22 protein-coding genes are annotated in these 21,078 nt (G+C 43.5%); 14 read left to right on the top strand and 8 right to left on the bottom strand.

Going from position 1 to position 21,078, the window contains the following annotated elements; all coding sequences use genetic code 11:
- Window positions 1–44: 44 nt before the first annotated feature.
- Genes trxA through WS40_RS02395 form a run of 3 tightly spaced genes read right to left on the bottom strand, consistent with a single transcriptional unit; the run spans window position 45 to window position 1,150 of the window.
- A complete protein-coding gene (gene trxA / locus WS40_RS02385; protein ID WP_046439868.1) occupies window positions 45–368 on the bottom strand; it encodes a thioredoxin in 324 nt (107 codons plus the stop codon).
- Between the two features lie 17 nt (window positions 369–385).
- Window positions 386–583: a ferredoxin-thioredoxin reductase catalytic domain-containing protein gene (locus tag WS40_RS02390; RefSeq protein WP_022288146.1), complete on the bottom strand. Its 198-nt coding sequence runs from the start codon at window positions 581–583 to the stop codon at window positions 386–388.
- 30 nt (window positions 584–613) lie between these two features.
- Window positions 614–1,150: a flavin reductase gene (locus tag WS40_RS02395; protein WP_046439869.1), complete on the bottom strand. Its 537-nt coding sequence runs from the start codon at window positions 1,148–1,150 to the stop codon at window positions 614–616.
- A 474-nt stretch (window positions 1,151–1,624) separates the two neighbouring features.
- On the opposite strand from WS40_RS02395, the gene WS40_RS02400 reads away from it, so the two are divergent.
- From WS40_RS02400 to argC, 5 genes are all read left to right on the top strand, one after another.
- On the top strand, window positions 1,625–2,860 hold the full coding sequence (locus WS40_RS02400; RefSeq protein WP_022288148.1) for an argininosuccinate synthase: 1,236 nt from the start codon (window positions 1,625–1,627) through the stop codon (window positions 2,858–2,860).
- 79 nt (window positions 2,861–2,939) lie between these two features.
- Window positions 2,940–3,374 (top strand): pentapeptide repeat-containing protein, encoded by a 435-nt coding sequence (locus WS40_RS02405; protein ID WP_022288149.1) that lies wholly within the window; start codon window positions 2,940–2,942, stop codon window positions 3,372–3,374.
- A gap of 107 nt (window positions 3,375–3,481) precedes the next feature.
- The gene (argH, locus tag WS40_RS02410; protein ID WP_046439871.1) at window positions 3,482–4,855 is read left to right on the top strand and encodes an argininosuccinate lyase; all 1,374 of its coding nucleotides are present in this window, start codon (window positions 3,482–3,484) and stop codon (window positions 4,853–4,855) included.
- A complete protein-coding gene (locus WS40_RS02415) occupies window positions 4,836–5,279 on the top strand; it encodes a hypothetical protein (RefSeq protein ID WP_046439874.1) in 444 nt (147 codons plus the stop codon). The genes argH and WS40_RS02415 overlap by 20 nt, the downstream gene beginning before the upstream one ends.
- Before the next feature lie 135 nt (window positions 5,280–5,414).
- Window positions 5,415–6,362, top strand: coding sequence for an N-acetyl-gamma-glutamyl-phosphate reductase (argC, locus tag WS40_RS02420; protein ID WP_046439876.1), 948 nt, complete (start codon window positions 5,415–5,417; stop codon window positions 6,360–6,362).
- A gap of 59 nt (window positions 6,363–6,421) precedes the next feature.
- On the opposite strand, the gene WS40_RS11295 is transcribed toward argC, so the two are convergent.
- A complete protein-coding gene (locus WS40_RS11295) occupies window positions 6,422–6,622 on the bottom strand; it encodes a hypothetical protein (protein ID WP_148303595.1) in 201 nt (66 codons plus the stop codon).
- Window positions 6,623–6,827: 205 nt separating this feature from the next.
- On the opposite strand from WS40_RS11295, the gene argJ reads away from it, so the two are divergent.
- The 4 genes from argJ (at window position 6,828) to argF (ending at window position 11,186) form a co-directional block, all read left to right on the top strand.
- On the top strand, window positions 6,828–8,084 hold the full coding sequence (argJ, locus tag WS40_RS02425) for a bifunctional glutamate N-acetyltransferase/amino-acid acetyltransferase ArgJ (protein ID WP_046439878.1): 1,257 nt from the start codon (window positions 6,828–6,830) through the stop codon (window positions 8,082–8,084).
- Window positions 8,085–8,118: 34 nt separating this feature from the next.
- A complete protein-coding gene (gene argB, locus WS40_RS02430) occupies window positions 8,119–8,976 on the top strand; it encodes an acetylglutamate kinase (RefSeq protein WP_022288154.1) in 858 nt (285 codons plus the stop codon).
- Between the two features lie 32 nt (window positions 8,977–9,008).
- Window positions 9,009–10,193, top strand: coding sequence for an aspartate aminotransferase family protein (locus tag WS40_RS02435; protein WP_046439880.1), 1,185 nt, complete (start codon window positions 9,009–9,011; stop codon window positions 10,191–10,193).
- 78 nt (window positions 10,194–10,271) lie between these two features.
- Window positions 10,272–11,186 carry an ornithine carbamoyltransferase gene (gene argF, locus WS40_RS02440; protein ID WP_046439882.1) on the top strand — a complete coding sequence of 305 codons (915 nt, stop codon included), beginning with the start codon at window positions 10,272–10,274 and terminating at the stop codon, window positions 11,184–11,186.
- A 120-nt stretch (window positions 11,187–11,306) separates the two neighbouring features.
- Here the strand turns inward: argF and WS40_RS02445 are convergent, their stop codons facing one another.
- From WS40_RS02445 to WS40_RS02460, 4 genes are all read right to left on the bottom strand, one after another.
- A complete protein-coding gene (locus WS40_RS02445) occupies window positions 11,307–11,528 on the bottom strand; it encodes a helix-turn-helix domain-containing protein (protein WP_278634450.1) in 222 nt (73 codons plus the stop codon).
- A gap of 99 nt (window positions 11,529–11,627) precedes the next feature.
- Window positions 11,628–12,140, bottom strand: a complete 513-nt coding sequence (locus WS40_RS02450) for a hypothetical protein (protein ID WP_022288158.1) — start codon at window positions 12,138–12,140, stop codon at window positions 11,628–11,630.
- A 26-nt stretch (window positions 12,141–12,166) separates the two neighbouring features.
- On the bottom strand, window positions 12,167–14,626 hold the full coding sequence (locus tag WS40_RS02455) for a GH36-type glycosyl hydrolase domain-containing protein (protein ID WP_022288159.1): 2,460 nt from the start codon (window positions 14,624–14,626) through the stop codon (window positions 12,167–12,169).
- 112 nt (window positions 14,627–14,738) lie between these two features.
- Window positions 14,739–15,743, bottom strand: a complete 1,005-nt coding sequence (locus tag WS40_RS02460; protein WP_195249493.1) for an aldose 1-epimerase — start codon at window positions 15,741–15,743, stop codon at window positions 14,739–14,741.
- A 274-nt stretch (window positions 15,744–16,017) separates the two neighbouring features.
- Here WS40_RS02460 and WS40_RS02465 point away from each other — a divergent pair, with 274 nt between their 5' ends.
- The 5 genes from WS40_RS02465 to WS40_RS02485 all read left to right on the top strand — a co-directional run bounded on the left by WS40_RS02465 (window position 16,018) and on the right by WS40_RS02485 (window position 21,041).
- Window positions 16,018–16,224, top strand: coding sequence for a DUF378 domain-containing protein (locus WS40_RS02465; protein WP_022288161.1), 207 nt, complete (start codon window positions 16,018–16,020; stop codon window positions 16,222–16,224).
- Between the two features lie 591 nt (window positions 16,225–16,815).
- A complete protein-coding gene (locus WS40_RS02470) occupies window positions 16,816–17,346 on the top strand; it encodes a cysteine hydrolase family protein (RefSeq protein ID WP_046439885.1) in 531 nt (176 codons plus the stop codon).
- A 34-nt stretch (window positions 17,347–17,380) separates the two neighbouring features.
- Window positions 17,381–18,091: an AzlC family ABC transporter permease gene (locus WS40_RS02475; RefSeq protein WP_022288163.1), complete on the top strand. Its 711-nt coding sequence runs from the start codon at window positions 17,381–17,383 to the stop codon at window positions 18,089–18,091.
- Window positions 18,085–18,405 carry an AzlD domain-containing protein gene (locus WS40_RS02480; protein ID WP_022288164.1) on the top strand — a complete coding sequence of 107 codons (321 nt, stop codon included), beginning with the start codon at window positions 18,085–18,087 and terminating at the stop codon, window positions 18,403–18,405. The genes WS40_RS02475 and WS40_RS02480 overlap by 7 nt, the downstream gene beginning before the upstream one ends.
- A gap of 275 nt (window positions 18,406–18,680) precedes the next feature.
- Window positions 18,681–21,041, top strand: coding sequence for a phosphoketolase family protein (locus WS40_RS02485; protein ID WP_046439888.1), 2,361 nt, complete (start codon window positions 18,681–18,683; stop codon window positions 21,039–21,041).
- Window positions 21,042–21,078: the final 37 nt, after the last annotated feature.

The following is a 21,078-nucleotide window of genomic DNA, read 5'->3' on the forward strand; positions in this document are numbered from 1 at the left end:
CCACAGGTCGCCCATACGCTTTGTTAGGTTATGATAAACTGTTTTTACTTCGCCTTTGCCGAAGCCACAAAAGATTTGAGCTCCTCCTCAGGCATATAGCCGACAGTTGAAGCAACTACCTTGCCATGTTTCACAACAAAAAGGGCAGGTATGCTCGAGATACCGAAAGCGGCTGCAAGCTCGTTTTCCTCGTCAACGTTGACCTTCCCCACCTTCACAGAACTGTCCTCCTCAGAATACTTATCCACCAGCGGTGAAAGCATTTTGCACGGACCGCACCATGCTGCCCAGAAGTCAAGCAGGACAGGCTTTTCCGAGTGCATTACTTCGTTTTCAAAATTATCCTTTGTTATGACCTTTACAGACATTTTTCACAGCTCCTTTTCTAGTCTTTGCTTTTGTAATAGAGCATACAATGGCAGAAGCCCTCAAAATTCGGGTCGGCTATCTGCTCACGGAACTCTTTGCACATACACTTGTTTTCCTCTGTGCGCTGTATCCTGCACGGACAATAGCCACCTGTGCGTTTAAGCCCCTCTTTTATGCTCTTTACCATTTCTTTATCATCATTAAGACGTACCATTACTACCTATCCTTTGCAGATATGCTTAGATTATTCCTTGACAAATGCCTTTACTATCTCGCCGATATACTGATAGTGATAATCCTTGTCAGAATACCATTTCTCATCGTTTTCAGTATCAACAAAGCACTCAGACTTCATCTCCTGAACATAAGCCTTTTTGCACACAAGCACCATATCAGCTTCCGCAAAAGCTGTTACCTCCACGCCGTTTTCAGACACGAACACAGGGGTCAGACCTGTTTCCTTTGCCTTGTCGCAGTCACGTCCGCTATGTGAGCCACAGAATGAAAGTGCCTTTTTATACTCCTCTTTGAAAAAGCTTATGGTGAAATATTCTGCCTTGTCGATAAATTCCTTTGTATATCTCTGTGGTCTTATAACTGTGGTGAAGGTGTTCTTTCCCCACATAACGCCTGCAAAGCCCCATGAAGCTGTCATTGTGTTCCAGCCACTCTCGTCGCCTGCTGTTACAAGAAACCACTCCTTGCCTATCTTTTTGTATGGATTGAAGTCAATAGCGTCAAGCTTTTCTGTTACCTCTTTGAAACCGTTGAAACTGCTCATTTTCATTACCGCCTTTCAGTATTATGTCAGACTTATCATACTTATTGTACACCAATATCGTATAGAAAACGTCTGAGTATATTATATATCATTTCTTATGAAATTGCAACCCCTTGAAAACCCTGAAATATTGTACAAAAATCGTTAAACAGGGCTTTTTTGTGTTGCTTTTTTTGAAGAATAGTGATATAATTGAATTAAGTATTTGTAAAGCTGTTTTTGTGTTTTTGGTTTAGCTGTTTTATTTTATGCCGTTACAATACTCGATATGTATATCTTTTGAAGTTTATACAGAATAAATTGTATATTATCTAAAAATATACATTAAAAAGCCTTAAAATGTGTATAAATATAAAATTTTTATGCAAAAGCACTTGACAATGCTGTATAAAGGTGTATAATAATTTTATCGGCATGAAAGCCGTGAAAATATTATACAAACATACTTACTACAAACAATGGAGGAATTTTGTTATGGCAAAAGAGATCAAAAAGGTTGTCCTTGCTTATTCCGGCGGACTTGATACATCTATCATCATTCCGTGGCTCAAGGAAAACTACAACAACTGCGAAGTAATCGCTGTTTCAGGAAACGTTGGTCAGGGCACAGAGCTTGACGGTCTTGAGGAAAAGGCTATCAAGACAGGCGCTTCTAAGCTCTATATCGAGGACCTTACAGAAGAGTTCATCGAGGATTATGTATATCCAACAGTACAGGCTGGCGCTGTTTATGAAAACCAGTACCTCCTCGGCACTTCATTTGCTCGTCCGATCATTGCAAAGAGAATAGCTGAGATTGCTATCAAAGAGGGTGCCGACGCTATATGCCACGGCTGCACAGGTAAGGGCAACGACCAGGTTAGATTTGAGCTTGCTATCAAGGCTTTCGCTCCTGATATGGAGATAATCGCTCCTTGGAGAATCTGGGATCTTAAGTCAAGAGAGCAGGAGATCGAGTATGCTGAGGCACACAACATTCCTCTGAAGATAAACAGAGAAACAAACTACTCAAAGGACAAGAACCTTTGGCACCTTTCACACGAAGGTCTGGATCTTGAAGATCCTGCAAACGAGCCACAGTATGAGAAGCCGGGCTTCCTTGAAATGGGCGTTTCACCTATCATGGCTCCTGACAAGCCAACTTATGTAACTATCCACTTTGAAAAGGGTATCCCAACAGCAGTTGACGGCGTTGAGATGAACGGCAAGGAGCTTGTTACAAAGCTTAACGAGCTTGGCGGTGCAAATGGTATCGGTCTTGCTGACCTTGTTGAGAACAGACTTGTTGGTATGAAGTCAAGAGGCGTTTATGAAACTCCAGGCGGAGCTATCCTTTACAAGGCTCATGAAGTTCTTGAAACTATCACACTTGACAAGGAAACTGCAAGAGTTAAGCAGTATCTTTCAATCAAGTTTGCTGACATTGTTTACAATGGTCAGTGGTTCACTCCTCTCCGTGAGGCTATGAGCGCATTTGTTACAGAAACACAGAAGACTGTTACAGGTGACGTTAAGCTCAAGCTTTACAAGGGCAACATGATAAACGCAGGTGTAACATCTCCATACACACTTTATGATGAAGAAGTTGCTACATTTGATGAGGACAATGTTTACAATCAGGCTGATTCAGCAGGATTCATCAACCTCTTCGGTCTGCCTATCAAGGTAAGAGCTAAGCTCGAGCAGAAGAGAAACGCTAAGAAAGACTAATAGCGACGCTCTGGTCAGCAGAGCATAAAGGTGTATAACCTTAAAAAGTTTGTATAATATTTTTCACGGAGGTTTTGATATGTCAGATAACAACAGCATTTTTGAGCCTGCAATAGACAAGAAGGTCGAGATCTCTTATGACAGCCTGCCGAACTCCTCTTTTGAGGACGTAAACCTCGGCGGAGCAAAGTTCTCGAACGTAAATCTTAAGGAAGCCGTTTTCGATGACGTTAACATGGACGAGACACATTTCAACAACGTCAGCATGAAAGAAAGCGACTTTGCAGATATGTATATGGTAAACACAAAGTTCTTGGGCGTAAATCTCAGCAACTCGAGATTTGGCTGCTCTATCATGAACAATGTTGAGTTTAAAAATCCTGATCTTAAGAACTCACAGTTCATTCACTGTGACCTTACAAACGTTGAGATAAACGATTGCAAGATAGACGGTCTGAAGATCAACGGCGTGGATATCCAGAAGCTGCTTGAACAGCACGAAAAGGAAATTTGATCCGCACTTATTGAAATGTATTGGGGCAGGATGATCCTTTGGGGTCATTTTGCCCATACATTTTTTATATTTGATAACTTGAAATAAACATAAAGGACGGTTTTAAAATGGCAGGAAAAATGTGGGCAGGAAGATTTACAAAGGAAGTTGACGAAAGAGTCAATGATTTCAATTCATCTATTTCCTTTGACGCAAGAATGTACCGCTATGATATAGAGGGTTCTATGGCGCACGCCACAATGCTGGGCGAGTGCGGTATAATCGAAAAGCACGAAAGCGAAAAAATAGTCCAGGGACTTAAGGGTATTCTTGCGGATATCGACGAGGGAAAATTACAGTTCGACCCTACTGCAGAGGACGTTCATATGTTTGTTGAGGCTGAGCTTACCAAAAGGCTTGGCGACACAGGCAAAAGACTTCACACGGCAAGATCAAGAAACGATCAGGTGGCACTTGACGTGAGAATGATACTCAGAGCCGAAACAAAAGAGATAATCGAGCTTGTGAAAAAGCTTGAGCACACTATCCTTGACATTGCAGAGAAAAATCTCACAACTGTTATGCCGGGATATACTCATCTTCAGAGGGCACAGCCTATCACATTTGCTCACCACCTTATGGCGTATGCAAATATGCTTCTGAGAGATATTTCAAGACTTGAGGACAGCTACAAGAGAACGAACATCATGCCTTTGGGAAGCGGTGCTCTTGCATCTACAACTTACCCTATAAACAGACAGAGAGTTTGCGATCTGCTTGAATTTGACGAGATAACACAGAACTCACTTGACGGCGTTTCGGACAGAGATTTCTGCATCGAGCTTTGCTCAGCTATCTCACTGCTTATGATGCACCTTTCAAGATTTTCTGAGGAGATAATTCTTTGGTGCTCATGGGAGTTCAAATTTATCGAGCTTGACGACGCTTATGCAACAGGCTCGTCTATCATGCCACAGAAGAAAAACCCTGATGTTACTGAACTTATAAGAGGCAAGACAGGCAGAGTTTACGGCGACCTTAACACACTGCTCGTTATGATGAAGGGTCTGCCACTTGCATACAACAAAGATATGCAGGAGGACAAGGAGGCTATCTTTGACGCTATTGACACTGTTAAGCTTTGTCTTAAAACTTTCGACCCGATGCTCGCCACAATGAGAGTTATCCCTGAGAACATGAGAAACGCCGCAGCCAAGGGCTTTATCAATGCTACTGACTGTGCTGACTATCTTGTTAAAAAGGGTATGCCTTTCAGGGACGCTTACAAGATAACGGGCACTCTCGTTCACACCTGCATTGAAAAGGGCTGTACACTTGAAACTCTCCCATTGGAGGAGTACAAGAAGCTCACTGACAACTTTGACGAGGACGTTTATGACGCTATCAGCCTTGACACCTGCGTAATGCAGAGAAAAGCGGCAGGCGGTCCTGCGCCTGAGTCTGTAAAAGCTCAGATAGAATATGTCAGAAATAAGCTTTGATAAACACCGCTCCCCTGTTAAGACGGCACTGCTATATCTTGTGCTGTGGGAGCTTGCGACAGTTATAATGTGGCTTTTTACGGCTAAGCTTTTTGTGATATATCCGCTGTTTGCAGTGGGATTTACGGTGGTGTACCCTGTGTGTACATGGTGGGCTTGCTACCGACACGCTAAGAACTACGGCTTGAAATGGTATGTTGCGCCTGTGATGATAGCGGTTTCGGTGATAGAATATATCTTCGTGGAGGAAGCAAGGTCGGTAGTGCCGAACTTTATCGTACTCACTGTGTTGACCGCAGGCTTTGCCGCAGGTCTTGGAAACTGCTTTGCGGATAAGGACGCAATAAACGCCGCAAAGGAAGATAAAAAGCGTAAAAAGCTGAAAAAAGAACCTGAATACAAGAACATTTTGGACGATAATTAAAAGTATGCAGACGGCTAAAGAGCTGTCAGCCAAACGGGCGAACACTGTTCGCCCCTACAAAAGTTTGCCTTTGCATGAGCATACAGATTATTGGCAGACAAAATCATAAAGTTTTTTAGAAGGATATGAAGAAAAATGAAAACAAGAGTTTTTATTGATGGCAAAGAGGGAACAACGGGACTTCAGATATATGAGCGTTTTCAGAACAGAAATGACGTTGAGATAATGCTCATTGACGAGGAAAAGCGCAAGGACGTGAACGAGAGAGCAAAGATGATAAACTCATCGGATATCACTTTTCTCTGCCTGCCTGACGCAGCGGCAATAGAGGCGGCTTCACTTTGCACAAACCCTGATGTCAGGATAATCGACGCTTCTACCGCTCATAGAACAAACCCTGCATGGGACTATGGCTTCCCTGAGCTTTCTGAAAAGCATAGAGAGAATATCCGCAATTCAAAAAGAGTTGCAAACCCAGGCTGTTATGCAAGCGGCTTTATAAGCCTTGTTTATCCTCTCGTAAAGGCAGGAGTGCTTCCTGAGGATTATCCTGTTACCTGCCATGCAGTTTCAGGCTACAGCGGCGGCGGAAAGAAAATGATAGCCGCTATGGAGAGCGAAAATAAAACAAAGGAAATGTATTCTCCACGTCAGTATGCACTGGGGCAGAAGCACAAGCATATCCCTGAAATGCAGGCGGTGTGCGGACTTAAATATAAGCCTATGTTCAATCCGATAGTTGACGACTATTATAATGGTATGGTTGTTTCTGTGCCGCTGGTGACAAGATGTTTGACAAAGAAATATACACCTGAGAATATCCATGAAATAATGGCGGAGCATTATCTTGGTCAGCATTTCGTTAAGGTAATGGAGCTTGGCGGAACAGAAACGCTTCCTGACGGATTTATCGCAGCGAATACATTGGCTGGAACGAATAATATGCAGATATTCGTCTGCGGAAACGAGGATCAGATATTGCTTATGTCGAGATTTGATAACCTTGGAAAAGGTGCAAGCGGCGCAGCAATACAGAATATGAATATAATGTTGGGGATAAACGAAGCAACGGGGCTGGAATAACAAAAAAGCAAAAAACAAACCAAAAGCACCGCACAAAAAATCGCCGGTGCAGGGCGGCGTTAGCCCTGCCGAGGGACAGGGGCGAGCAGCCCCAGCGGGGGCAAAATAAAGCCAAAAGCAAAATCAAACCCAACAGGGGGCAGAGCCCCCACCACAAAAGTACGGTCTAAAAAAAGCGGCGGACAAAAAAAATAAAACAAACCGAAGTAAAATTTCTCAACCAAGCCTAAAAACCAACAAAACTCCGCCGCTTTTGTCATTTGAACAGCGAAGCGTCTTCAAATGACTCGCCAACGGCGACAATAAGCTCCCCCACAAAGGAGAGCAATTCCCGACCAATGAGTGCGAATATAAAAGTGCGGAAAAAATAAGCGGGCGAAAGCTGTTCGCCCCTACAGAAATAATTAATAGAAAAAAATCTGTCCTGATCTAATTAGTGTGAAAATTTTGTAAGGAGTTTTGAATATGAAAGAGATATCAAAGAAAAATTTCGACGGCTATAAGTATGTAGACGGCGGCGTGTGTGCTGCAAAGGGCTTTAAGGCTAACGGTCTTTATTGCGGCATAAAGGAAAACCCTACAAAAAAGCCTGACCTTTGCCTCGTTGAGTCTGACGTTATGTGTTCAGCCGCCGGCGTTTTTACTCAGAATAAGGTCAAGGGTGCTCCTGTTACTGTTTCTCAGAAAAATCTTGCTAAAACAGGCGGCAAGGCTAAGGGCTTTATCCTCAATTCCAAAAACGCTAACACCTGCAACGCTGACGGTGAGGAAAAGGCTTACAAAATGTGCGAGATGACTGCCGCTAAAATGGGCGTTAAGCCTGAGGAAATTCTTATCGCTCAGACAGGCGTCATAGGTCAGATACTTCCTCTCGAGCCTATCGAAGCTAAGATAGACGAGCTTTATGAGGGACTTTCCTATGAGGGAAACGAAAAAGCCGCTATTGCTATCATGACTACTGATACAGTGAAAAAGGAAGTTGCTGTTGAGTTTGAGCTTGACGGCAAGATCTGCCACGTTGGCGGCATGGGCAAGGGCAGCGGTATGATACACCCTAACATGGCGACTACGCTCAATGTTATCACTACAGACTGTGCTGTATCTTCCGAAATGCTCAAAAAGGCTCTTACTGATATCGTCAAGATAACATATAACTGCCTGTCTGTTGACGGCGACCAGTCAACGAATGATACCTGTGCTGTTATGGCTAACGGACTTGCAGGAAACCATGAGATAACAGCCGAGGGTGAGAGCTACGAGGTGTTCAAAAAAGCTCTTTATATCGTTATGATGAACATTACTAAGATGCTCGCAAAGGACGGCGAGGGCGCAACTAAGCTCCTTGAATGTACTGTTACCGGTGCAAAAGACCTTGACACCGCTATAATCGTTGCAAAGAGCGTTATATGCTCGCCGCTTTTCAAGTGTGCAATGTTCGGTGCTGACGCTAACTGGGGCAGGATACTCTGCGCTGTTGGATACGCTGAAGCTGATTTTGACATAAACAAGGTGGACGTTTCACTGTCATCAAAGGCAGGAGAGATACACGTTTGCCACAACGGCGCAGGCATAGAGTTCTCTGAGGATGTGGCTAAGACCGTTCTTCTTGAGGACGAGATCACAATAAGCGTTTCTATCGGCGACGGCAACGGCACTGCCACTGCATGGGGCTGTGACCTTACATATGATTATGTTAAGATAAACGGCGATTACAGAAGCTAAGACATAAAATCAGTATAGGAAAGAAGAATGAGAAATGGACATAAGCAATAAAATCAGAAGTCAGATACTTATTGACGCTCTGCCACACATTCAGAAATACCACGACAAGATAGTCGTTGTAAAATACGGCGGCAACGCTATGACAAACGCTGAGCTTAAAGAAGCTGTTATGAGCGATATCGTGCTTCTAAGCGAGGTAGGCATAAAGGTAGTTCTTGTTCATGGCGGTGGCCCTGAGATAAATGCAATGCTCAAAAGAGTCGGCATTGAAAGCAAGTTCATAAACGGTCTGAGATACACTGACGCTGAAACTATAGATATCGTTAAAATGGTGCTTTGCGGCAAGGTAAACAAGGAGCTTGTTTGCGCTTTGCAGCTTCATGGCGGAAAGGCTCTCGGTCTTTGCGGCTGTGACGGTCAGATGATACTTGCGCAGAAGCTTGACAGCGAGGTAGACCTTGGTTTTGTGGGCGACATCAAAAAGGTAACAACAAAGCCTATAGTTGACGCACTTAACAACGGTTATGTTCCTATAATCTCCACAGTTGGCGTTGGCGAGGACGGACAGTCTTACAATATCAATGCTGACACTGCGGCGGCGAGAATCGCTTCTTGTCTGAGAGCGGAAAAGCTTATCCTTATGACGGATATAGTTGGTCTGCTGGAGGACAAGGACGATGATTCCACACTTATCCCACAGGTAAACGTCAGCGATGTGCCTTATCTCAAAAAGAAAGGCATCATAAGTGGTGGAATGATACCAAAGATAGACTGCTGTGTTGAAGCCGTAAGACGTGGCGTTAAAAAGACCACTATCATTGACGGCAGAGTACCGCACTCGATACTTATCGAGCTGCTCTCTAACGAGGGTATCGGTACACAGTTTATATAAAATATCAATACATATTGAAAAGAGTGATAAAAATGAACACCATAGAACAGTTCAACGAACACGTTATGCAGACCTATGGCAGAATAGGTCTTGTTATGGAAAGCGGTCATGGTCAGACGGCTGTTGGCGAGGACGGAAAAGAGTATATCGACTTCGGCTCCGGTATCGGCACAAACAGCCTTGGCTACTGCGACGAGGATTGGGTGAACGCTATTTGCGATCAGGCACACAAGATACAGCACACCTCAAACTACTATTACACAAAGGTACAGGCTGACTTTGCAAAAAGACTTTGCGAGGCAACAGGCTATGAGAAAATGTTCTTCGGCAACTCGGGCGCAGAGGCTAACGAGTGCGCAATAAAGCTTGCAAGAAAATACAGCTTTGACAAATACGGCAAGGACGCTGAGAGAAATATCATCATCACCCTTGTAAACAGCTTCCACGGCAGAACGCTTTGCACTCTTTCTGCAACAGGTCAGGAGGTTTTCCACAACTACTTCTTCCCGTTCGTTGGCGGATTTGAGAATGTTATCGCTAATGATATTGACGATCTTATGGACAAGCTCAACAAGCTTGACAACAAGGTCTGCGCTGTAATGTTCGAGTTTGTTCAGGGCGAGGGCGGTGTTATACCTCTTCAGCAGAGCTTTGTGAACACTATCATGCTTGAGTGTGCAAAGAGGGATATCCTCACTATCGCAGACGAGGTACAGACAGGCGTTGGCAGAACTGGCAAGCTCCTCACATCTGAGCTTTACAACGTAAAGCCTGACATAACAACACTTGCAAAGGGTCTTGCAGGCGGTGTTCCGATAGGCGTGTGCCTTGCTAACAAGAAGTGCAGTGAGGTACTTGGCAAGGGTACGCACGGCTCAACATTCGGCGGAAATCCTATTTCCTGCGCAGGCGGAAACGCAGTTCTTGACAAGGTGACAAAGCCTGAATTTCTTGAAGAAGTTCGCAAAAAGGGCGAATATTTCAGAGAAAAGCTTGTCCAGATAGACGAAGTTGAAGGCGTTGACGGACTTGGTCTTATGATAGGCGTAAGGCTCAAAACCAAGAAAGCCGCTGATGTGCTCAACAAATGCTTTGAAAACGGCCTTCTTATTCTCACTGCAAAGGACAAGCTGAGATTTTTGCCGCCGCTGAATATCTCATATGAGCAGATAGACAAGGGACTTGCTATTCTGAAAAAAGTTCTTGACGAGAAATAACAAAGTGTGTAGGTGCGAACAGTGTTCGCCCGTTTGATACGCAATACCAAATAAAAATCAAATTACGGAGGAAATATTATGAAACATTTACTTAAAATGCTCGACCTTTCCAAGGAGGAAATTCTCGACATTCTCAATCTTGCAGACCAGCTCAAATACGAAAACAAAAATGGTATCGAGCATCACATTCTTAAAGGCAAAACTCTCGGAATGATATTCCAGAAGTCCTCTACCCGTACAAGAGTTTCTTTTGAAACAGGTATGTATCAGCTTGGCGGTCAGGCACTTTTCCTTTCAAACCGTGATCTCCAGATAGGCAGAGGCGAGCCTGTTCAGGACACAGCCCGTGTTCTTTCACGTTACCTTGACGGCATCATGATCCGTACTTTTGAGCAGAAAGAGGTTGAGGATCTTGCTAAATATGGCTCTATCCCTGTAATAAATGGTCTGACAGACTTCTGTCACCCTTGTCAGGTGCTTGCTGACCTTATGACTATCAGAGAGTTCAAGGGACGTTTCGAGGGTCTGAAAATGTGCTACATAGGCGACGGCAACAACATGGCAAACTCTCTTATCGTTGGTGGACTTAAGGTAGGCATGGAAGTTTCTATCGCTTGCCCTAAGGATTATCAGCCTGCTGCTGAGGTTCTTGAATTTGCCAAGGGCTACGGAGACAAGTTCTCAATGACAGACGTTCCTCTTGAGGCTGCAAAGGACGCTGACGTTCTGTTCACAGACGTTTGGACTTCCATGGGCGAAGAGGCTGAAACAGAAAAGAGAAAGATAGCATTCAAGGGCTATCAGATAAACGACGATATCATGGCTGTTGCAAAGGCTGACGCAATGGTTCAGCACTGTCTGCCTGCTCACCGTGAGGAGGAGATAACAGAAAAGGTATTCGAGGCTCACGCAAATGAGATATTCGAGGAAGCTGAAAACAGACTTCATGCACAGAAAGCCGTTATGGTCAAGGTAATGGGTCCGCAGGAATAATTCGCATATGACAAAAGCCGTCCACGCTGGTGGGCGGCTTTTTTGTGTTGAACACATCAAAAAGGTCTTTGATGTGACGGGATAAAAAGATCCGCAGTCCTCAAAGAACTGCGGTCATAGTTAAATAACATTTTCATTTACGATATGGTAGCTTTGCAGAATTTCTGGGTCAAACTGAATGAGTGAGATCATTCTGCGTGCAGGACCGATAGGCTGGTTCGTACCTTTTTCCCACGCCTCAACAGTTTTTGTCGAAACTCCGATCACTGCGGCAAATACCGCCTGCGTAAATCCCAGCTTTTTTCGGATCGCTTTTATATCTTCAGCAGATATATCAGGCAAAGGCTCTATTCTAAGAGTTGTTTTTTAGCAGAAATTTTACCTTTTTCGTAGTCAACTGCCTCGTTAAGTCCAGTAATTATGCTGTCAAACACATTCATATTAAAGCTGGTCTCCTTCGTATTTATTATTGAAGTTGTAATATACTTTCTCATTTGGAAGCACTGCCTTAATCGGATAAACTGACATCCCAAAAGAATCTGTAAAAATAACATCTTCTCCAATATGTTTTTCAAGAAACTCATCAGAAAAATCAGATATTAAACCAATGCTGATAGCTCCATTCCTTGTAAAATTCAATCCTTCAATTTGTATACTCTTTTCAATCAAAGAACAATCTGAAGTGTGAAAAAAATTCAACAACATTTTTTGAATATCTCGTTCGATTTGAATCTGATTATCAAGATAATATCTGATTGCTTCTTCTTGTTCAAATGAAATTACAGCATCTTTTTGATTTGAGTATATACATAGATACAGGTCAAAAGTTTTATCCCATAATGTAATGATAAAGCTCTTCTTTGTGTACCAATCTGTTTTTTTAATCAAAGTTCCTAATACAGGATGCTCAATTGTAGTTGGTTTATTTTTTTTCTTTGTCTTTCCAAAAAACATAATCTCGCCTTTAAAATTTGTATGGCTTAGCCCATTACTACCTCAACATTTACTGTTGCACCATTTTCAGCTACAGGGAGAACATTGCCCTCTACTGCCTTGCCGTCAACTGTTACGCTCTTTACGCCCTTGCAAACGTGGTCAGGGTTCTTAACAGTGATGTTGTATGTTGCACCTCTGTACTGACGTGTTGCTGTCATGCCGTCCCACTCGTGAGGGATAGATGGATCTATCTTCAAGCCGTCAAAGTCAGCCTGTACTCCGAGAATGTACTGTGAGATAGCTACCATGTTCCATGCGGCTGTACCTGTGAGCCAGCTATTCTTGCCCTCGCCGAATCTGCTTGCGTCCTTACCAGCTATCATCTGACCGTATACATAAGGCTCTGTCTTATGAAGATCAGAAATCTCCTCGTTGAATGCAGGAGCTATCTTGCTGTAATACTCGAACGCCTTGTCACCTCTGCCTGCATATGCCTCTGCGCAGATTATCCAAGCATTGTTGTGTGTGAAGATACCGGCATTCTCCTTATATCCGCCCGGATATGTGGATATCTCACCATACTGGATATAATACTTTGAGTATGCAGGGTTGTTAAGAACAAGACCATATTTTGTATTGAGGTACTTGTCGATAGAATCAAGTGTCTTGATGTCAGCGCCCTCGTCCTTGCCTATTTCAGACATAACTGCGAAGCCCTGTGGTTCGATGAATATCTTACCCTCTTCGCACTCCTTTGAACCCATTTTTGCGCCTGTGGAATCGTAAGCTCTCAGGAACCAATCGCCGTCAAATGCAGATTCCATAACGTTCTTCTTCATCTTGTCTATCTCAGCCTGTGCTGCGGCAGCTTCATCGTCCTTGCCAAGGTGCTTGAGGATAGACACATAGTTAGGACCTGTGTATGTAAAGAGTGTTGCCACCATTACAGACTCAGCTACCTTTGAGTAGCCGCCCTCGGCTGCAAACTTAGGGTTTGTATAAGTCTGGAAGCTCTCGCCCGGAGTGTCAGAGTAGCATGAAAGGTTGATACAATCGTTCCAGTCAGCTCTCATTGCAAGTGGCAGACCGTGAGGGCCGAGGTTATTTACAATGTGATAGAATGATACCTTAAGGTGGTCGAGCATTGGCTTAGCCTTTGACTCGTCATTATCGTATGGTACCATTTCGTCAAGGATAGACCAGTCGCCAGTTTCCTTGATGTATGCGGAAACTGAAAGGATCATCCACAGCGGATCGTCTGAGAAGTCGCCGCCGATATCGGAGTTGCCCTTCTTTGTAAGAGGCTGGTACTGATGATAGCAGCCACCGTCAGGAAGCTGTGTAGAAGCGATGTCGATGATACGCTGTCTTGCACGGTCCGGTATCTGATGAACGAAGCCGAGGATATCCTGGTTTGAATCTCTGAAGCCCATTCCTCTGCCGATACCGCTCTCGAAATATGATGCGGAACGTGAAAGGTTGAATGTTACCATGCACTGATACTGGTTCCAGATATTTACCATTCTGTTTACCTTGTCATCAGGTGTGTCAACATTGATAACGCTGAGAAGTCTGTCCCAAGTTGCCTTGAGTTCTTCAAGACCTGCGGCTACCTTTTCAGGAGTGTTATACTGCTCGATCATTGCGAGAGCCTTTTCCTTATTGATAGTAACGCCGTCAGCCTCGAACTTCTTGTCAACAGGCATTTCAACATAGCCGAGGATAAATACAAGAGTCTTTGACTCGCCCGGAGCAAGTGTTATCTTCTTGTAGTGTGAAGCGATAGGTGACCAGCCGTCTGCAAATGAGTTGTTAGCCTTGCCTGCTTCAACAGCCTGTGGGTTATGGAAGCCGTTATAAAGACCGATAAATGAATCTCTGTCTGTATCATAGCCGTCTATCTCATCATTTACTGTATAGAATGCAAAGTGATCTCTTCTGTCTCTGTATTCTGTTTTGTGATAGATAGTTGAACCTACTACCTCAACACGGCCTGTGCTGAAGTTTCTCTGGAAGTTTGTGCAGTCGTCCTGAGCGTCCCAAAGACACCACTCTGCAAATGAGAAGAATGAGAATGTTTTTTCTTCATTGCTCTCGTTTGTGAGAACTACCTGCTGAACTTCGCCGTTATAGTTCTGAGGAACAAAGAATGTAGCCTCAGCCTTAAGTCCATTCTTCTTACCTGTGATGATAGTATAGCCCATACCGTGACGGCACTCATAAAAATCAAGCTCTGTCTTTACCGGTGACCAGCCCGGATTCCAGATAGTTTCGCCGTCTTTGATATAGAAATATCTTCCGCCCATGTCGATAGGCACGTTGTTGTAACGGTAACGAGTTATTCTTCTCAGTCTTGCGTCCTTATAGAAGGAATAGCCTCCTGCTGTGTTGGAGATAAGTGAGAAGAATTCCTGTGTGCCAAGATAGTTTATCCATGGATATGGCGTTCTTGGATTGCTGATGACATATTCCTTTTTCACGTCATCAAAATGACCAAATTTCATCAATAATTTCCACCTTTCGTAATTTATCTATTGTTAATTAATTTCTTAATTATAACCCATACAAATGCGTATATCAACGGGTGACCTCAGTTCACCCCTACTGCATTTTCTATTATTCAGTAAAGAATCTCTGCCAGCACTTGAATGTGTGACCCTTTGTTATCTCCTCATATCCGCTCACTTCGTTAGGCAGGCTGAGATTAGGAGAGTTTATCATAGCTGTCATTGGTTCAGGGCAGAAATATCCTTTATTGCCCTTATCGTTCCACATATTCCAGAACTTAAATTCTTTTGACACCTCGTTGCAAACCTTATGACCATTGTCAGTATCCACAACATAAGAGCCATAGAAGTCCTTACCGTCAAGCTTGTTCATGCCTGCGGTGTACATATCGTTTGAGATATTATGCAGGGTAGGCATTTTTGTACCCTCTTTATATTCAAGGTCTTTCTTTTTAAGAGGCAAAAGCTTTTCTGTTGGCAGACATCTCTTGTCAAGCTCGCACTTTTCGATTATCGGCACGCACATTCTCATTGATTCCTCCCTGCCACCATCGCACATTGGCGCATTAAGGCAGGTATGAGTACATATAGAAACAGGCAGAGCCTTGTCGCTGTTGTTTGTCAGGTATATCTCCTGCAAAAGGCCGTTTTCAGAAAGCGTAAACGTATAAGATATTTTAAAATCCACCGGAAAATAAGAATACATCTCGTCATTCTTGTCAAAGGTATAAGAAGTAACAAGCACAACTTTTTTATCCTGTGTTGAATAACACTCTATTTCGTGTTCTCTCTTATGCACCCAGCCATGGATAAAATTATCAAGCTTTTTCTCATTTACAGGCATTTGATACACTGCGTCAGAGGTCTTTATAATGCCCTTATCAAAGCGATTAGGCAAGAAAAGAGTAGGCAGTCCCCATATCTCTCTCGCCTTATTTATAGTCTTGAGAGTGCAGTCATCACGATATCTGAACACCTCTATGCCGTTTTCCTCGTCACGAAGCCTCAGCACAGAAGCACCAAGTTTTGGTGCGATAACGCAGGAATACTTTCCCGACTGCATTCTGACACATTCCGTATCTTTAAACATGAATTTAAGGTCTATATTATTCAAAAAAGTAACGCCCCCATAGTGCAAAGCGATGATCTGCCTCACGCTTTACCATACATTTTTACTTAAACGATTAACATACAATTATTATAACATAGCCCGTCGCTTTTGTCTAGTACAAAACGCAGATTTTTATATAGAATTTTAGCTGTGTTTTTTAGTAGTTTTTTACCAAACGTTTAATGAATAATCCAAAAAAATATGACAATACTACAATTAACAGCCCGCTGACAGACGGACTGCTCTATATCTTAAACAATCAAAGGAGGAGTTTCTCATGATAGATAGGATCGCACTGCTGCTTCTCATAATAGGCGGCATAAACTGGGGGCTTGTGGGCATTTTCCAGTTCGACCTTGTGGCATTTCTTTTCGGAGGTGCTGCGGCGATACTAAGCAGGATCATCTACGTTTTGGTAGCTATTTCGGCTATCTGGTGCATTTCACTGTTTTTCAAAGACAACAGACTTGTCACCGAGCAGTAGTCCCCTGCAGGTCATGACGGCAGGAGAGGGAGCTTGTTTCAGAGGGCAGCATTTTATCACGGGTTTGCCTGCTGCATATTCTAAAATCGGCTCTCTTTCCTGCTGTCATGACCTTATTTTTTTGTTTTAAACATTAAAATTTGAACATCACAGACGCTAAAAATGGATAAGATATTTTACTTTTTTAAGTCGAATTAAGTTCAGACCTCACGCAGATGTCATTGTTAGCATAATGTCAACGAAATATTTGTGCAAAATCCCGAATTTTCAGAAAATTAACAAGTTCTTTGCAACTTTTTCTTGACTATCGCTACAAAAGAGGTTATAATTTAATTGATGTTAAGGATATTGAACATAATTTGTTTGATTTAACATCCGTTTTGTTGTCTCCTTTCTTTTGTTCTACACATAGTTTTTTTTATTTTATTTTCTGCTGAGCACCGTTGCTCAGCATTTTTTTTGCCCATTTTATGCACACGTTGAAAAATTCATATTTTAGAGTTATAATGTTACTTTATGGACTAATAAAACAATATGTCAGTTCTTACCTGTCAAAACGTTTTCGTCGTGAGAGAAAGGAGTAAATAGAATATGAGATATCTTATAGTTGTTGATATGCAGAATGATTTTGTCACGGGCAGTCTTGGTTCAAAAATGGCAGAAATGATCGTTCCTGCTGTCTGTGAAAAAATACGCAGTTACAAGGCTCAGGACAGCACTGTATTCATGACCCTTGACACACATTTCAAGGATTATCTTGAAACGCCTGAGGGAAAAAAGCTCCCTGTGGAGCATTGCATAAAAGGCACCGAGGGCTGGCAGCCTGAGACTCAGGTAGCTGAGGCTATCGGTGGAAGCGCAGAGATCTATGAAAAAAGCACATTCGGCTCGGCTGAGCTTGCACAGCACCTTGCTGAAATAACAAAGGCAGGGGACGAGATAGAGCTTTGCGGACTTTGCACAGACATTTGCGTGGTATCAAACGCTTTGCTAATAAAAGCTTTTTGCCCTGAATGCGAAGTCATAGTTGACGCAAACGCCTGCGCAGGAGTAACGGAAGAAAGCCACAAGGCGGCACTTGTTACAATGGCGTCATGTCAGTGCAGGATAGATAATTTTTGATTTGAGGGGGAACACCGCTTCGGCGGAATGATTTATGAGTGGTTTCAAAAAAGGTCTTAAAGACGGCATACCTATTGCTTTGGGGTATCTTTCGGTATCTTTTACATTCGGACTTCAAGGCGTAAAAGGTGGTCTGAGCTGGTGGGAAACTGTGCTTATCTCTATTTGCAACGTGACCTCGGCAGGTCAGTTCGCAGGACTTGACATTATGCTGTCGGGGGGCGGTTTCTGGATAGAAATGGCTTGTGCCCAGTTTATCATCAATCTGAGGTATGCACTTATGTCCATATCTCTTTCACAGAAAGCTGACAAGTCACTGTCGGGAATACACCGCTGGCTGGTAGGCTTCGGAGTTACAGACGAGATATTTGTCATGGCAATGGGAAATATAGGGGAAGTTTCAAGGCAGTATATGTATGGGCTTATCGCTTTACCTGTAGCAGGCTGGTCGCTGGGGACTCTTATAGGTGCGGCGGCAGGAAAAATACTTCCTGAGATAGTCATAAGCGCACTTAGCATTGCAATATACGGAATGTTCCTTGCAATAATAATACCGCCTGCAAAGAAAAACAAGGGCATTGCAATGGCGGCGATATTTGCGGCTCTTCTTAGCTGTTGTTTCAAGTGGCTGCCTATTCTTAATAAGGTATCTGGAGGATTTTCCATAATAATCTGCACCGTTCTTTCCGCAGGAATAATGGCGGCTCTCATGCCTGTGAAAAATGAGGAGGACGGTCAATGCTGAGTATAAGAGATTTCTTCATTTATCTTTTCATTATGGCAGGAGTGACCTATCTTATTCGTGCCCTGCCGTTGGTGATATTCAAGGGCAAGATAACAAACAGATTTGTGCAAAGCTTTCTTTACTATGTGCCATATGCTGTGCTTGGAGCAATGACTTTCCCGTCCATACTTTTCTCAACGGGGAACCTTGCGGCTTCCATAGCAGGACTTATAACAGCCTGCGTGCTTGCATTCAAGGAAAAAAGCCTTATTATAGTTGCGGCATTTGCCTGCCTTGCAAGTTTCTGCGTGATACTTATTTGTCAGCTTATTTAAAGTATGGGCTGGCGTCCTCGACAGCCCACTGGCTAAGGACGTTGCATATGTTCTTTACTGTTATTTAGACATACTTTGACCTTTCTGCTATATGCGGAGAGGTCTTTATTATTACTATTTTTATATAGCATATGAAATGTCGTAAATGGAGTATAAAATTTTCGGCTAGTTTCATATTCTTTTCTTGCAAAAAATTCTGGGCTGTGATATAATCTTATTGTGTGAAAACGTTTACTGTTTTTTTGATCTATGACAAAATATATGGAGGTATTGCAATGTCAGACACAATGAACATTTCTCCTGAGCTCTTGGAGAAAATGAACAGGTATTGGGAAGCTGCCAATTATCTTTCGGCAGGTCAGCTCTATCTGCTTGACAATCCGCTTCTCCGTGAGCCGCTCACAATGGATCACGTCAAGAAAAAGATAGTTGGTCACTGGGGTACTGTACCTGGTCAGAACTTTATCTATGTTCACCTTAACAGAGTCATCAAGAAATATGACCTTGACATGATCTATATTTCAGGCCCTGGTCACGGAGGAAACTTCATGGTAGCCAACACCTATCTTGAAGGCTCTTATTCTGAGGTATATCCTAACATTTCAAGAGATGTTGAGGGTATGCAGAAGCTGTTCAAGCAGTTCTCTTTCCCAGGAGGAATCTCATCACACGTTGCGCCTGAAACCCCAGGTTCTATAAACGAGGGCGGTGAGCTTGGTTATTCACTTGCACACTCATTCGGCGCTGTATTCGACAACCCTGACCTTATCACAACTTGCGTTGTCGGCGACGGTGAGGCTGAAACCGGTCCTCTTGCAACAGCATGGCACTCAAACAAGTTCCTGAATCCTAAGACTGACGGTGCTGTACTTCCTATACTTCACCTTAACGGCTACAAGATATCAAATCCAACTGTATTCTCAAGAATTTCTCATGAAGAGATAAAGAGCTTCTTTGAGGGTTGCGGCTGGAAGCCATACTTTGTCGAGGGCGACGATCCTATGACAATGCACAAGCTCATGGCTGAAACTCTTGACACTGTTATCGAGGAAATAAAGACTATCCAGAAGAACGCAAGAGAAAACGGCGTTACTGAAAGACCAAAGTGGCCTATGATAATATTCCGTTCACCAAAGGGCTGGACAGGTCCGAAGGTTGTCGATGGCAAGCAGATAGAGGGTACATTCAGAGCGCATCAGGTACCAATGACAATGGAAGCTCCTGAGCATCTGAAAATGCTTGAGGATTGGCTCAAGAGCTATCACCCTGAGAAGCTTTTCACAGAAGAGGGCAGACTTATCCCTGAGCTTGAGGAGCTTGCTCCTACAGGCGACAGAAGAATGGGTGCAAACCCACACGCCAACGGCGGACTTCTTCTGAGAGATCTCAGACTTCCTGATTTCAGGAAATACGGCATTGATGTGCCTGCTCCTGGCGCAGTTGAAGCACAGGATATGATAGAGCTTGGCGGATTTGTAAGAGATATATTCAAGCTTAATGAAGAAAGCAGAAACTTCCGTATCTTCGGACCTGACGAAACAATGTCAAACAGACTTGGCAAGGTCTTTGAGGCAACAAACAGAGATTGGAACGCTGACAAGTTAGACAACGACGAGTTCCTTGCCTCTGACGGTCGTGTTATGGACTCTATGCTTTCTGAGCATATGTGCGAGGGTTGGCTGGAGGGCTATCTGCTCACTGGCCGTCACGGTTTCTTCGCAAGCTATGAGGCTTTCATCAGAATAGTTGACTCAATGTTCTCACAGCACGCTAAGTGGCTCAAAGTTACTTCACAGCTCCCATGGAGACAGAAGATAGCTTCACTTAACTACATACTTTCTTCCAACGTATGGCAGCAGGATCACAACGGATTTACACATCAGGATCCAGGCTTCCTCGATCACGTTGCTAACAAGAAAGCAGACGTTGTAAGAATGTATCTCCCACCGGACACAAACTGTCTGCTGTCATGCTTTGACCACTGCATACGTTCAAAGAACTATGTAAACGTAATGGTAACATCAAAGCACCCAAGACAGCAGTGGCTCACAATGGAGCAGGCTGTTAAGCACTGCACACAGGGTATCGGTATCTGGGAATGGGCTTCAAACGATCAGGGTCAGGAGCCTGACGTTGTTCTGGCTTGCTGCGGCGACACACCTACACTTGAAGCACTTGCGGCAGTAACTATCCTGAGAAAGAATCTGCCACAGGTTAAGATAAGATTTATCAACGTTGTTGACCTGTTCAAGCTTCAGCCACAGTCAAAGCACCCACACGGACTTTCCGACGCTGACTTTGACGCACTGTTCACAAAGGACAAGCCTATCGTATTTGCATTCCACGGCTATCCTACACTTATCCACGAGCTTCTCTATCATCGTCACAACCGCAACCTTTATGTATGCGGCTACAACGAAGAGGGTACGATCACAACTCCATTCGACATGAGAGTTCAGAATGAGATAGACCGTTTCCACCTTGTTATGGAAGTTATCAAAAGACTTCCACAGCTTGGAAACACAGGCGCTTATCTCCACCAGCTCATGCAGGACAAGCTTGTTGAACACAAGCAGTATATTGCTGAGTATGGTCTTGATATGCCTGAGATCAGAGATTGGAAATGGGATATCTGATAAAAAAGCCTTTCTATTAATTAAATATATCCACACA

The organism is Ruminococcus sp. N15.MGS-57, from assembly GCF_000980385.1.
Taxonomy (GTDB): domain Bacteria; phylum Bacillota; class Clostridia; order Oscillospirales; family Ruminococcaceae; genus Hominimerdicola; species Hominimerdicola aceti.